General features: G+C 43.4%; 11 protein-coding genes. 4 read left to right on the top strand and 7 right to left on the bottom strand.

From position 1 onward, the window contains the following. Positions 1-33 precede the first annotated feature (33 nt). Entirely contained in the window at positions 34-2,622 is a 2,589-nt protein-coding gene (clpB, locus tag HMPREF1535_RS14770) for an ATP-dependent chaperone ClpB (protein WP_046146717.1), read from the bottom strand. A gap of 296 nt (positions 2,623-2,918) precedes the next feature. Between clpB and HMPREF1535_RS14765 the strand changes: the two genes are divergently transcribed. Both HMPREF1535_RS14765 and HMPREF1535_RS14760 read left to right on the top strand, forming a co-directional pair. After that, on the top strand, positions 2,919-3,419 hold the full coding sequence (locus HMPREF1535_RS14765) for an RNA polymerase sigma factor (protein ID WP_046147561.1): 501 nt from the start codon (positions 2,919-2,921) through the stop codon (positions 3,417-3,419). A 6-nt stretch (positions 3,420-3,425) separates the two neighbouring features. Continuing rightward, positions 3,426-4,019, top strand: a complete 594-nt coding sequence (locus HMPREF1535_RS14760; RefSeq protein ID WP_046146716.1) for a hypothetical protein — start codon at positions 3,426-3,428, stop codon at positions 4,017-4,019. A gap of 21 nt (positions 4,020-4,040) precedes the next feature. On the opposite strand, the gene HMPREF1535_RS14755 is transcribed toward HMPREF1535_RS14760, so the two are convergent. The 4 genes from HMPREF1535_RS14755 to HMPREF1535_RS14740 all read right to left on the bottom strand — a co-directional run bounded on the left by HMPREF1535_RS14755 (position 4,041) and on the right by HMPREF1535_RS14740 (position 9,097). After that, positions 4,041-5,969 (bottom strand): endonuclease MutS2, encoded by a 1,929-nt coding sequence (locus HMPREF1535_RS14755; RefSeq protein WP_046147560.1) that lies wholly within the window; start codon positions 5,967-5,969, stop codon positions 4,041-4,043. 426 nt (positions 5,970-6,395) lie between these two features. Then, positions 6,396-7,160, bottom strand: coding sequence for an ADP-ribosylglycohydrolase family protein (locus HMPREF1535_RS14750; protein ID WP_007652821.1), 765 nt, complete (start codon positions 7,158-7,160; stop codon positions 6,396-6,398). A gap of 30 nt (positions 7,161-7,190) precedes the next feature. Beyond that, complete coding sequence (locus tag HMPREF1535_RS14745; RefSeq protein WP_046146715.1) at positions 7,191-7,709, bottom strand: phospholipase D-like domain-containing protein; 519 nt, start codon at positions 7,707-7,709, stop codon at positions 7,191-7,193. Between the two features lie 29 nt (positions 7,710-7,738). Then, entirely contained in the window at positions 7,739-9,097 is a 1,359-nt protein-coding gene (locus HMPREF1535_RS14740) for a DUF4886 domain-containing protein (protein ID WP_046147559.1), read from the bottom strand. A 156-nt stretch (positions 9,098-9,253) separates the two neighbouring features. Here HMPREF1535_RS14740 and yaaA point away from each other — a divergent pair, with 156 nt between their 5' ends. Then, positions 9,254-10,018 (top strand): peroxide stress protein YaaA, encoded by a 765-nt coding sequence (gene yaaA, locus HMPREF1535_RS14735; protein ID WP_007652812.1) that lies wholly within the window; start codon positions 9,254-9,256, stop codon positions 10,016-10,018. A gap of 80 nt (positions 10,019-10,098) precedes the next feature. After that, a complete protein-coding gene (locus tag HMPREF1535_RS14730) occupies positions 10,099-11,145 on the top strand; it encodes a 6-bladed beta-propeller (RefSeq protein WP_046147558.1) in 1,047 nt (348 codons plus the stop codon). A gap of 299 nt (positions 11,146-11,444) precedes the next feature. Here HMPREF1535_RS14730 and HMPREF1535_RS14725 read toward each other — a convergent pair whose 3' ends face one another. Then, on the bottom strand, positions 11,445-12,185 hold the full coding sequence (locus tag HMPREF1535_RS14725; RefSeq protein WP_010799921.1) for a hypothetical protein: 741 nt from the start codon (positions 12,183-12,185) through the stop codon (positions 11,445-11,447). Positions 12,186-12,316: 131 nt separating this feature from the next. Next, positions 12,317-13,048 (bottom strand): YebC/PmpR family DNA-binding transcriptional regulator, encoded by a 732-nt coding sequence (locus tag HMPREF1535_RS14720; protein WP_007652801.1) that lies wholly within the window; start codon positions 13,046-13,048, stop codon positions 12,317-12,319. Between the last annotated feature and the right edge of the window lie 11 nt (positions 13,049-13,059).

The raw sequence follows: 13,059 nt of genomic DNA, 5'->3' as shown, positions 1-13,059 counted from the left end.
CCCGAGTCTTAATCAATTTTCAATTTTTAATTTTCAATTCTTAAACACCAGCCCATCCCCTTCGCGATCGATCGTGATCGGACGGTTCTTGTCAATCTTCATGCCCAGAATTTCCTTCGACAGTTCGTTGAGGACATACTTCTGGATGGCACGTTTCACAGGACGGGCACCGAACTGGGAATCGTAACCGGCATCCGAGATAAAGTCGAGAGCGGCATCGGTAAAGTTCAAAGCGATACCGTTGTTTGCCAGCATTTTTTTCACACCGTTCAACTGTAAAGTGACAATCTTACGGATCTCTTCCTCGTTCAACGGAGTGAACATGATGATCTCGTCGATACGGTTCAGGAATTCCGGACGGATGTTCTTCTTCAACAGTTCCAGCACCTGGATACGGGTTTCATCGATCACCTTTTCACGGTTGTCGGGCGTAATTTTCTCGAAACTTTCACGAATCAGCGATGAACCCATATTGCTGGTCATGATGATGATGGTGTTCTTGAAGTTTACGACACGGCCCTTGTTGTCCGTCAGACGCCCGTCATCCAATACCTGCAAGAGAATATTGAATACATCCGGATGCGCCTTTTCGATCTCGTCGAAGAGGACAACGGAGTATGGCTTACGACGGATAGCTTCCGTCAACTGACCACCTTCATCGTAACCGACATATCCCGGAGGTGCACCGATCAAACGAGTCGCACTGAATTTTTCCTGATATTCGCTCATATCGATACGCGTCATCATATTTTCATCGTCAAACAGATATTCAGCCAACGCTTTGGCCAGCTCTGTCTTACCGACACCTGTCGTACCGAGGAAGATAAAGGAACCAATCGGACGTTTCGGGTCCTGCAATCCGGCACGGCTACGACGTACGGCATCGGCTATCGCACTGATTGCCTCATCCTGACCGATCACACGGGTATGCAGTTCGTCTTCCAAACGAAGCAGTTTCTCCCTTTCGCTCTGCAACATCTTATTAACAGGGATACCTGTCCAACGGGATACTACATCGGCAATATCTTCGCTGTCGACTTCCTCCTTGATCATGGCAGCAGCACCCTGCATCGTATGCAATTTGGCCTGTACTTCCTTGATCTCTTCTTCTTTGGCTTTTACTTTGCCGTAACGGATTTCGGCCACTTTACCGTAGTCGCCTTCGCGTTCAGCTTTGTCGGCTTCGAATTTCAGGTTCTCGATGTCTATCTTGTTCTGCTGAATCTTGTTGATCAATTCTTTTTCGCTTTCCCATTGAGCTTTCTGTTTTCTCTCTTCTTCTTTGAGATTGGCGATTTCCTTGTTCAACTGCTCCAGCTTGCCTTTGTCGTTCTCACGTTTGATCGCTTCGCGTTCGATTTCCAACTGTTTGATACGACGGGTTACTTCGTCCAATGATTCCGGTACGGAATCTACTTGCAAACGCAGACGGGCGGCAGCCTCATCCATCAAGTCGATTGCCTTATCCGGCAAGAAACGGTCGGTGATATAACGGCTTGAAAGCTGGACGGCCGAAATGATCGCATCGTCTTTGATACGAACCTTATGGTGGTTTTCATATTTCTCCTTCAAACCACGCAGAATAGAAATAGTATCCAGTTCATCAGGCTCTTCGACCATGACAACCTGAAAACGACGCTCCAGGGCTTTATCCTTTTCAAAATATTTCTGATACTCATCCAGGGTAGTCGCACCAATGGAACGCAATTCGCCACGTGCCAGTGCCGGCTTCAGGATATTGGCAGCATCCATAGCACCGTCGCCCTTTCCGGCCCCTACCAATGTATGTATTTCATCAATAAAGAGGATAATCTCACCTTCCGATTTGGTTACTTCATTAACAACCGACTTCAGACGTTCCTCAAATTCACCTTTATATTTGGCACCAGCAATCAAAGCTCCCATATCCAAAGAAAAAATCTGTTTCGATTTCAAATTCTCCGGAACGTCGCCACGTATAATACGATGTGCCAAACCTTCGGCGATAGCGGTCTTACCCACCCCTGGCTCACCGATCAGGATCGGGTTGTTCTTTGTACGACGGCTCAGAATCTGCAATACACGACGGATTTCATCGTCACGGCCAATCACCGGGTCGAGCTTGCCGCTACGGGCACGTTCGTTCAGGTTGATAGCGTATTTGCTCAATGAGTCGTATGTATCTTCTGCAGACTGACTGGTTACCTTATTACCTTTACGCAATTCTTCGATCGCTTTTTTCAGTTCATTTTCCGTCACACCTGCATCTTTCAAGATCTGTGAAGCAGTACTCTTTACGGTGAATAAAGCGAGGATGATATGTTCCAGGGAAACATACTGGTCGCCCATCTTACCGGAATAGTCGATTGCTTTCTGCAAAACGGCATTCGATTCGCTTGACAGATAAGGTTCACCGCCGGATACTTTCGGATAGGATTCTATCTGACGATCCAGCACCATGTTCAGATTCTGGATATTCACACCCAGTTTCTGGAAAAGGAAGTTCGTTACGCTCTCGCCCGTCATAATGACAGCCTTAAGCAAATGAACAGGCTCAATCACTTGCTGGTTGTTCTTCTGAACCAACTGAACGGCCTGCTGAACAGCTTCCTGTGATTTGATTGTAAAATTGTTTAAATTCATATGCTATATTATTTTCTTGTTATCTTTATTATTTTCAAATTTCACTGATATATCTACAAAAGAAATACCAGAATAAAAATAAGACATTTTGTCATATTTATACAAAATCAGAGAAAGATACCATGTCGTTCAGTCGGAAGTAACGACACATTACGTACTTTCGAAGAGAAAACAACAAGAAAGCAAAAAAGGTTTGCCGGATAGTGTTATATTCGTTCCAAGATAAAAAAACTGCATATTGTGACTTTTTCATCTGTCGGGTTACTAATCCAATACAAACTAAAAGAGAAAAGAATATGATAAAACGTGAAACAGACTTCCTTTCCGCCCTGGAATCGAATATAAGCATCCTCATCAAAATCGCCCGGGTGTATGCTTATACCACACAGGACCGAAAAGACCTGGTCAACGATATCATCCTCGAATTGTGGAAGTCGTACCCCAAATTCAAAGGCGACTCCAAAATATCGACCTGGATATATCGTGTCTCGCTGAACGTGGCACTGAATGTCAAACGAAAGCGGGACAACAGCAAAGTATTGTTTTTCGATGAGTTGAAAGTATTGGACGGCAGCGATATCCTCGATATCCCCAACGACAACTCCTCGGAAATAGGACTACTCTATCAGTGCATAGAACTTTTATCAGAACAGAACAAAGCAATTATTCTGCTTTACCTGGATGATAAATCGTACGAAGAGATCTCTCAAATCCTCGGTATATCCCGGACAAACGTAAGTACCCGTCTGAACCGGATAAAAGAGCAATTAAGAAAACAAATGAATCCGCAAAAATGAATTAGTATGGAACTCGACGCTATAAAAAACAGCTGGAAGCAGGAAAACCTGCAAATTGCAGCAAACGTGCAATTGAATAAAAGTGCTTTAATGGAGAAGATCAATAAGGAAACAAGCTGGATGAAGAAAAAGAATCTCCTGGTCCTCCTGTTCAGAATTCCTTTTCCAGTGATAATCCTCATTCTGCTTTTTACGAATATACAGATCCAGAATATATTCAATTTTTATGTTGGACTGGGTTTATTCCTGGGGTTTGCCTGCTTTACCTTATGGGGACTGATCGGTTATTACCTGAAGCTCCGGAAACTAGACCTGACGGAATCATATCTCGAGAATAAGAAAAAAGTCAGAGAACTCGAATTATTCAAGTTGGAAATGACAAAAAGGAATTATTGCAGCAGCCCGGTAGGCATAGCCGGTATCTTCCTGATGATCAACATGCCTCTATTTACAACAACCGAAGGGGCCATCATGTTACTTCTTATTATGACGATCATGGCAATCTCTATCTTTGTAAATCTGAGATATATTTTACCTGCACAGTTCAAACGGCTGAATAAAGAGATGGAGGAAATACGGAAGTTGGAAGAAGAGGGATAAAATCCCCTCTTCTCCCAACTTCTATTTTCTCTTTTTACTTACCAGCGTTAACCGTTTCAAGACAACAGTGCTTCTCATCATGCCGAATGCAACAGTGGCCTGTTTACCCTGTAACTCCAGGATAACGCCGACTGTCAGTTGACCGTCCAGTTTCACGCTATCTCCTTTTTCGATAACGGCATTTTCCAAAGATTGCTTCTTTACAGGATTCACCGCTTTATCTTTTGATGACTCAAGAGACCCGGCAGCTTCTATCGCCCTAGCTTCAATCACTTTATGTTCAATGGCTGTTATCTCTTTCCGCTTATCTTCCCAATACAATTTATCCCGTGCGATAGATTGCAGGAAGTTATCCATATTGATAAAATCCTCACCCATTTTAGCAGACGAATCAACAATAATATCTTCCGGAAGACCGATCCTGCGAGCTACTTCAACAGCAAACGAACTTCCCGGACTGCCGATGGAAAGCCTGTATAACGGCTGCATGCGTTCAGCATCGTAAAGCATGGCTCCGTTTACAACCCCGTCGGTCTCATAAGCAAAATGCTTCAGGTTCTGGAAATGGGTTGTTATCACCCCGAAGCTATGCTTCCGGTTAAAACGGTCGAGTATGGTTTCAGCGATAGCACCTCCGATTTGCGGTTCCGTCCCACTACCGAACTCATCTATCAGGATAAGCGTTTTATTATCACAGTTTTCTACAAAAAACTTCATATTAGTCAGATGTGAAGTATAGGTACTAAGACTGTTTTCTATACTCTGCCCGTCTCCTATATCGACAAAGATATGATCGAATATACCTGTCCGGGAACTTTCATCCACAGGGACAAGAAGTCCGCACTGCAACATATATTGCAGTAAGGCAACCGTTTTCAGACAGAGGGACTTACCACCTGCGTTTGCTCCGGAAACGATCAGTAACCTGTCCTTCCTGTTCAACCTGATCTCCAAAGGGAACGCTTCCTTATTCTGTTGACGCAACTGTATATTCAGCAACGGATGCACAGCCTGTATCCATTCCACCTGTTGTTCATTTTCAAAGACCGGCTTAATGCCATTGATACGCAGGGCAAATGAAGCCTTGGCACGGATAAAGTCCATTTCGCCCATAAAATTGTAAGAGCGCATCAGATTAGCAAGATGCGGACGTACCAGATTTGTAAATTCGATCAGTATCCTTGCAACCTCACGGCGTTCATCGTTCTCCAATTCACGAAGACGGCTACTGGCTGCTGCCACTGCTTCCGGTTCGATAAATACCGTTTTACCACTGCCTGAATCGGCATGTACCACGCCTTTGATCTTTCGTTTATTGGCTGCATTGACCGGAATCAACATATGACCTTCACGCAGACTGGGTTGTGCATCCCTGCCGATAAGTCCTGCCGCCTGTGCCTCCCGTATCGCTATCTGCATATTACGGGTAATGGCTTTTGACGCTTCGACCTTGTCCCTGCGTATATCCGCAAGCCGGCGCGAAGCATTATCTTTCACCTGGCAGGATTTATCCAATATGGAATTGGCTTTATCAATCAACAAGGGGAAAACGGTTATCTGACCGGCCATAAATGTCAATGAGGGATACTTCATTCTTCCGGTATCCGTCCTGGCATTATGCAGAAAGGCTACTATATTGCTGATAGTCTGAAGAGAATTCATCAGCCCGGCTATTTCTTCTTCCGAAAGCCATGCTGTTATATCCTCTCCTATCCGTTGCAGGGTATCGCGGACATCCAAAAAGAAATCGACCGGGAAATCTTCTTTATTACGCAAGATTTGTAAAAACTCCCCTGTTTGCTCCAACCATCTGGCAATGGTGGCATAGTCTGTCGAAAAGTCCATCGCTGCGACCTTTTCTTCTCCCAGAGTACTTAAACATTTTTCTGTAACAAACTGACGAATTGTATCTATACCTATTCTTTGTTCAAAATTATTCGGGTAAATCATGTTCTCATTACTATATAGCATTGGCCGTCCATCAAATTTATAGACCAATATCTGTTTATAAAATAGTTTATTTAGAAAATGAGATTATCCATATTCCGACAGAATACCAACAAAACGATTGATCCGCCTCTCGCAAATATGCGAAGCTGACCGTTAGTATAATGACATCTCAAAGACCGGAGATGTGAACTCGAAATACGGATTTATACCGATGCACTAAACATAAAAAGGTTATTATATTGTTTTATTTACTCTGTTCGTGCCGCAAAGATAGTTTGTTTTTTTAGATTTACAAGAGGCTTTCTGTCTTTGAGTCATTTTTTTAATACCTTTGCGCTCAGATATATCCAGTTTGAACGCATTATCTATTATGCTATTATGATGAAAAATGGAGTAAAGTTTCTACCTTTCTTTAATATCTAATGATTATTTATTTCTAAATTCACTTACCACTTTTAGGAATTCATTCGGTAATTTATTGTAAACCTGTTGTTTTATATCTTCCGGCATCCCATAATAAGCCTCTGCAATCCCTCCTGTTATGCAAGCCAGCGTATCGCTATCGCCACCCAGCGAAACTGCCAGGCGAATGGCATGCTCGAAATCCGAACTATCCAGAAAGGCAATGATCGCTTCGGGAACGGTTCCCTGGCAACTAACATCAAAAGAATAATCCGGACGAATGTCATCGCAGGTACGGTCCAGGTCGTAAGAAAAGGCGGTTTCTATATATTGCTTGATCTCCTGTTTGCTCTTTCCGCTTCGTGCCAGGTAAATAGCGGCAGCAGTGGCTTGTGCTCCTTTTATCCCTTCGGGGTGATTATGAGAGACAATAGCCGTTTCCTTAGCCACTTCCAATGTCTTTTCCAATGAATCGAATTTCCATCCGACAGCACTTACCCGCATCGCCGAACCATTTCCCCAACTATTATAAGGTAACGGATTCTCTTCCATAAGCCAGTAACTAAAACGGCCACCATAACCGCCCATCGGACAAGGATATTCAGCTGAATACCGCTGCATAACCTTCACCAGGTCTCCCCCATTCAGCAACCAGTCCGCAACGGCCACTGTCATGATTGTATCGTCGGTATAATCGCTTTCGTCCGTAAACAGCGGGAAGTCCGTTGTCTTTATATTATCAAACTCATAAACGGAGCCAATGATGTCTCCAGCTATTGCACCTGTCATAATTCTATACTTTTACAAAGTTTCAATTTATTATTCACTAACAATCCTATCCAAACAAAACTTTTTCCGTTTACAGGTCTTACAGGGAATCCCCATCCACAAACAGTCAAATTGGTCGACAGCCTCTTTCACCAGTTCTTCCACCGAAGTAAATATTCCTGCTTCAAAGTTGCGGTTATCTTTTCCTTTCATGCCCAAAGCGGCTCCCGTTAAGTTTGCCGACCCAATATAGGCCTGCTTCAAATCGAATATCAACAGTTTGAAATGGACACGCGGACACAATACACGTTCCATCCGGCTCCAAAGCAAGGGATATTTATCGAAGTCGTCCCGAAAGTTTTGTCCCGGTTCTTTGGCATGGATCAGACGGACCTCCACACCTTCCTTCACCTTTTGTTCCAGTAGTTTCAACAGAGGGACAGCATTTTTTCCTTCCTTGATATAAAGGTCCTTAATATCAGCCGTCCCGATCCAGATCGTCCGCCTGGCTTGCCGGATAGCTTCGATAAAGAAGGTATAATGTTGTTCGTTTTTGATGTACTGTAGCATAAATAGTAACTTCTCTGATATTGGCCGAATTAATCGGTTGGTGGCGTTACAGTAAAAGGAGCATTACAAGCATTTATAGCTGCCTGCTGGCATATTCTAAAATTCTTTTCCGTAACGGGGGTATCTCCATATGCATTAAAGAAAGGAGTATCAGAAAGTTCGACTTTGTAAACAGAGGCTATTAATGCTTGAAACAGCGTGCAAGAGGCAGTGTACCGGCCTATACCGCAATCAAGATGACGATAATCTCTCGTTATATCCAACGGAGAATTATTCAGGCTCGTATTTCTTAAGTTCTGGATTGCGGTACCGACCGGCACCAGTATATCCACCTCAGATTGGCTCATCATTACTTTCGTCGCATTGGTGATGGCTTTGTACATCTTCTGTTGATTATATCCGTACTTACCAAAATACTCTTCCTGACATCCGGTTCCATATGCCCAGGGCATTTGCCAGGCAATAACAGGTTTGGATTTACGGCATTCATTTTTTGCAATATCGATCAAACTGGAAAAAACAGGCTGATAAGTCTGATACCTTCCCGCATCATAAGAAACTTGTTGAAAGGTTATGATATTCCAGTCAGCATATTGTAATGCTTGCTTCAATGTAAAATTATCCGATATAGTCGTCCACTCCATTTGATCATTTGTAACTTGATATATACCGATGGGAGAATTCTCCATATAACCTTCATAAAACTTTCTTAGAGAAGCTCCTCCCGCAATGAGGTGACCGATACAAATATGACTCAAACCGACTGATTTAATAATCCTGGGTAGCCCACTTGTCGCATCTTCCGTAAAACTATTGCCAATACATAATATTTTCAACGAGGCAGGATGGGCAGGAAGATGTTGCTTCTTATCAGACAAATGATTATTACTATTCTGCCTCATAAACCGGAGGATCGTTCTGTCAGAATAATAAAAATAGAAGAAATGCCTTGACTCTATTATATTTTTAAGGACAGGGATGTCAGGCATATCCAAAGGCATACCGGCCTGTATAGTCGTACTTTTTTCGTTTATCGACCAATTTCCTCTGCCATCGACATCTATAGACTGAAGGTTTGATTCGGAATTTGGTATGTTCGATAGGGCCTTTATATCGGTATTGACTCCATTGATCAACCAATTATTATTGTTTCCGATGGTTGTATAAAAGACTTTCTTTCCGCCGGGAAAAGAGATGACACTATTATCGCTGAACAAAATCTCGAAGGAACCGGACGTTTGCTTAATTTCCCGAATGGACAAATCATTTTGCAAAGCCTGAAATAACAGCTCCTGGGAGACTCCAACCCAATCATCGCCTTCCTCTTTTTCCGCACATGAAATATTCAAAAGGAAAAACAAGCAAACGAACAAAACATGTATCCTCATACCCACATTCATTTTATGCAGGCAAATATATAATATAACTTGATTTAACGGATTTCTGAATAAATAAAAAAATTAAACGCATAAAGATTTAACAACAGCACCAAGTTGTATTTGTTATTGTTACTTTTACCTGTTGAAACAGATAACTAAATTAGTATGCTGATTATATTGACCTCGGCCAAAACAATGACCGGTACATCCAAAATAAAAGCTCCTGCCGGGACGATGCCCCGTTTCGCACAGGAAGCGAATGAGATAGCCCTGAATATGGCACAGTTCTCTACCGACGACCTGAAAAAGATTCTGAAACTGAATCCCAAACTGGCATTGGAGAATTACAACCGGTTTCAGGAATTCCATACCGCAGAGGTACACTCCTTACAGGCATTACTGGCTTATACCGGAGTGGTTTTCAAGAATATCAACCCCAAAGATTTCACGGAAGATGATTTCCTGTATGCAAACGACCATCTGAGGATTGCCTCCATCTGCTACGGGCTGCTGCGTCCGCTCGACCTGATCAAGCCTTACCGGATGGAATATGAGGTGAAGCTGCCGGAGTTGGGAGAAGGAAATATGTATAACTATTGGCGTCCGCGTCAGACAGAACTGCTGATCGACGAAGTAAAAAAGAGCGATAACATCCTGATAAACCTTGCCAGCCAGGAAATACAGGGGGCATACGACTGGAAGAAAGTCGGGAGCACCGTCCGCATCATCACACCGGAGTTCAAGGTATGGAAAGACGGAAAAGCGCAGACTATCGTGATCTACATGAAGATGGCCCGCGGACAGATGACACGGTATATACTGAAAAACAGGATCACTGATCCGGAAGCTCTCAAAAATTTCTCCTGGGAAGGATTTACCTACGACGAGAGTCTGTCGAACGGGGATAACTGGGTTTTCCTGCAAAGCTAAATGAAAAGAAATTGCCGCTTTGTTCAATAATCCGGAGATAAAAACGTTATATGTATGTTCCTTTTTAAATGAATGATGAAATGAAAAAGACCTGTTTGCTATTACTTTTGCTCGTTGGAATAATCTACATAAACGAAGGTTACAAGATTATAAGCGAAGATATGCCGGTGAAAAGCACCACCGAAGGCTCCCTCTCAGACGTTGCCGACGAAGTGATCGCCATTCCGCTGGAAACAACATCCGACTGCCGGCTGAAACATGCCACACAGATCAAGCGCGACAGGAATGAATTGTTCCTGGTAAGCAACGGCCAGCTTTTTCATTTCGACTGCTCCGGCAAATTCCTTAGCCGGATCACCAGTAATAAGCATTTCCTGGTTACCGATTACGTCATCGATCCGCTCGAAAAGCAACTGATCGTCATGGACGACCGGGAAAACGTTTATTATTATGATTACGACGGGACATTGCTGGAAAGGAAAAGCCTTGCCGGAATCAATCCATTGAAAACCCCTACCCGCCTGATGTACCATAACCGCCATATATGGATGACGGCACAATCGTTGTCGCCCTCCGAAGAGGGGACCGGCAAACAATGTGTCAACGAGTGGCTTTATAAGTTCGATACGACATTCAACCTGCAGGATGCCCGCAAACTGACGGCTGCCGACCTGGGACGGTTCTATCTGGGCGCCTGCTTCTCTACCGAACTGTCCGTTACCAACGGGAATGTCTACGCCTATTCGCCTTCCACCCAGCCGGACGAGTTACTGGCGGATACGCTTTACCTGATCAGACGGAACAAACTGAATATACATGAGGAATATTCTTCAATCTTACCCCTCTGCATAGCCGGACGTTATTTGGTTTCCACTTACTCGGACGCAACTGATACGGATAAGAATTATACGTTCTGTTACGATCGCCGGGAAGACTATGCCTATAATGTAACAGGAGGCTTCGAAGATAATTTCTACCATACGGGAAGGGTTCCCGACCTGAAATCACTGGATATTTATAACAATTCTTTCTGTTATTGCCGTTCAGGAGAAGAAGTAAAGAAAGCATTCCCGGATCGCACGGAAGAAGATAATCCGGTGCTGTTCATTGTTAGGATGAAGGCATAATGAAGGATAAGGTAATTATAGCAAAATAGATATTTCAAATATTGTCAAGTTTGAGCTATCCGATTATTGATCGGTTGTACCTGGCTCCTCTCTTGAGAGGGGGAAGGGGGTGTGTTATTGTTTAGCCCTATAACTAGCTTTAACACACCCCTTATCCCCTCTCAAGAGGGGAATTAGTTACTCCCGTCACTATAAACAGATAGTTCAATTTTTCCTAAATTGGCACATTGGCATATTACCACATTGGCTCATTATTTCCTAAGAATGAAATTATTCTACTACAATTACCCCCCTCTTTATCAGAACAATCTGCCGCAAAAGCGCAGTTTCATAACCGGATAAACAGTCAGTTTATCTATGATTTTTGTGAAACTGTCGTCTCCGTCGGTTGAAGTACTACCCAGGATTCCGGCATCCGTATACACTTTGGGAGTTCCGTGGAACTGAACACCTAATTCAAACTGTACGCCGATACGCTTTTTAGGAACTGCACGTCCGAAACCTACTCCCAGATAAGGACGGAATCCGGCTGCTTTAAGACCGCCGGCGATATTACCATCCTTGTCTACCGGGATTGTCTGATCACCGATAACAATACCGGCCTTTCCACCTTCGTTCACATATTCCTTCAACTCATCGCTGTGGCCAGTGATCTTCACTAACTTGGAACCGCCGAAATAAGCACCGGCCGTCACAAAGAAAGAAGAACTCAGGAACGGATAGTAGTTCACCAATAATTCTCCGGAAGCACGGCTCATACTACCTTTAAGGTCAAGCGTACTCGGATAGCTTCCCAGATCGGGATCATTCAGTTCCACATCCACATCTGTGCTGATTTTAATACCCGGCATAAACGAAACACCTCCACGGATGGCAAAATGGGGAGTGACCGGAGTCGCTACATCAACGCCAATACCTGTTGTTCCGGCACTTACACCAACTGAGAGAGAATTAAAAATCCCCAGCTCTTTCTGAGCGGAGACATAAGAAGAAATTACACTCATAGCTATGAGTGCACACATAAAAATTACCCTTTTCATAATCCAATAGAGTTATTATTAATACTAGCGGCTGCAAAAGTAATGAAATAAATATAACTTACATAAAAAAAGAAGTGGTACCGAAATTAATCCGATACCACTTCTTTTTTCTTATAAGGTCAAAGCGAATGTTATTCTTCTCCGCTTTCGTCTTCCTTCATATTATGGAATACATTCTGTACGTCGTCATCTTCTTCCAGCTTTTCAATCAGCTTATCCAATGTTTCACGCTGTTCGGCTGTCACTTCTTTCAGATCGTTCGGGATACGAACAAACTCGCTGCTTGTGATTTCGTAACCGTTCTCTTCCAAATATTTCTGGATAGCGGAGTTCTGAGCAAATTCGCCGTAAATAACGACTTCTTCTTCGTCTTCGTCTACTTCATCCACTCCATAATCGATCAGTTCCAGTTCCAGGTCTTCCAACGAAATACCATCTTTCTTGTTGATATGGAATACACATTTATGATCGAACAGGAATTCAAGGCTGCCGCTTGTACCCAGTGAGCCGCCATGTTTATTGAAATAACTGCGCACATTGGCAACCGTACGGGTTGTATTATCGGTCGCTGTTTCCACGAAGATAGCAATACCGAACGGGCCGTAACCTTCATAAGTCATCTCCTTATAACCGGAGAAATCTTTTTCTACAGCACGCTTAATGGCACGTTCCACATTTTCTTTCGGCATATTCTCCTTCTTTGCATTCTGCATCAAAGCACGCAAATGGGGGTTATTCTCCGGATCAGGACCACCTGCTTTCGCAGCAATAGTGATTTCCTTACCCAGTTTTGTGAATACGCGGGCCATATTACCCCAACGTTTAAATTTTCTTGCTTTACGGAACTCAAACGCTCTTCCCATATTATATCTGT

Source organism: Parabacteroides goldsteinii DSM 19448 = WAL 12034 (assembly GCF_000969835.1).
Taxonomy (GTDB): Bacteria; Bacteroidota; Bacteroidia; order Bacteroidales; family Tannerellaceae; genus Parabacteroides; species Parabacteroides goldsteinii.
Note: the sequence above shows the minus strand (reverse complement) of the source record. Positions and strands in the feature narration are given on the sequence as shown.

What these genes read in the sequence shown, in the direction of transcription:
- clpB (WP_046146717.1), bottom strand. Translation starts at nt 2,622, where the DNA reads ATGAATTTAAACAATTTTACAATCAAATCACAGGAAGCTGTTCAGCAG.
- HMPREF1535_RS14765 (WP_046147561.1), top strand. Translation starts at nt 2,919, where the DNA reads ATGATAAAACGTGAAACAGACTTCCTTTCCGCCCTGGAATCGAATATA.
- HMPREF1535_RS14760 (WP_046146716.1), top strand. Translation starts at nt 3,426, where the DNA reads ATGGAACTCGACGCTATAAAAAACAGCTGGAAGCAGGAAAACCTGCAA.
- HMPREF1535_RS14755 (WP_046147560.1), bottom strand. Translation starts at nt 5,969, where the DNA reads ATGATTTACCCGAATAATTTTGAACAAAGAATAGGTATAGATACAATT.
- HMPREF1535_RS14750 (WP_007652821.1), bottom strand. Translation starts at nt 7,160, where the DNA reads ATGACAGGTGCAATAGCTGGAGACATCATTGGCTCCGTTTATGAGTTT.
- HMPREF1535_RS14745 (WP_046146715.1), bottom strand. Translation starts at nt 7,709, where the DNA reads ATGCTACAGTACATCAAAAACGAACAACATTATACCTTCTTTATCGAA.
- HMPREF1535_RS14740 (WP_046147559.1), bottom strand. Translation starts at nt 9,097, where the DNA reads ATGAGGATACATGTTTTGTTCGTTTGCTTGTTTTTCCTTTTGAATATT.
- yaaA (WP_007652812.1), top strand. Translation starts at nt 9,254, where the DNA reads ATGCTGATTATATTGACCTCGGCCAAAACAATGACCGGTACATCCAAA.
- HMPREF1535_RS14730 (WP_046147558.1), top strand. Translation starts at nt 10,099, where the DNA reads ATGAAAAAGACCTGTTTGCTATTACTTTTGCTCGTTGGAATAATCTAC.
- HMPREF1535_RS14725 (WP_010799921.1), bottom strand. Translation starts at nt 12,185, where the DNA reads ATGAAAAGGGTAATTTTTATGTGTGCACTCATAGCTATGAGTGTAATT.
- HMPREF1535_RS14720 (WP_007652801.1), bottom strand. Translation starts at nt 13,048, where the DNA reads ATGGGAAGAGCGTTTGAGTTCCGTAAAGCAAGAAAATTTAAACGTTGG.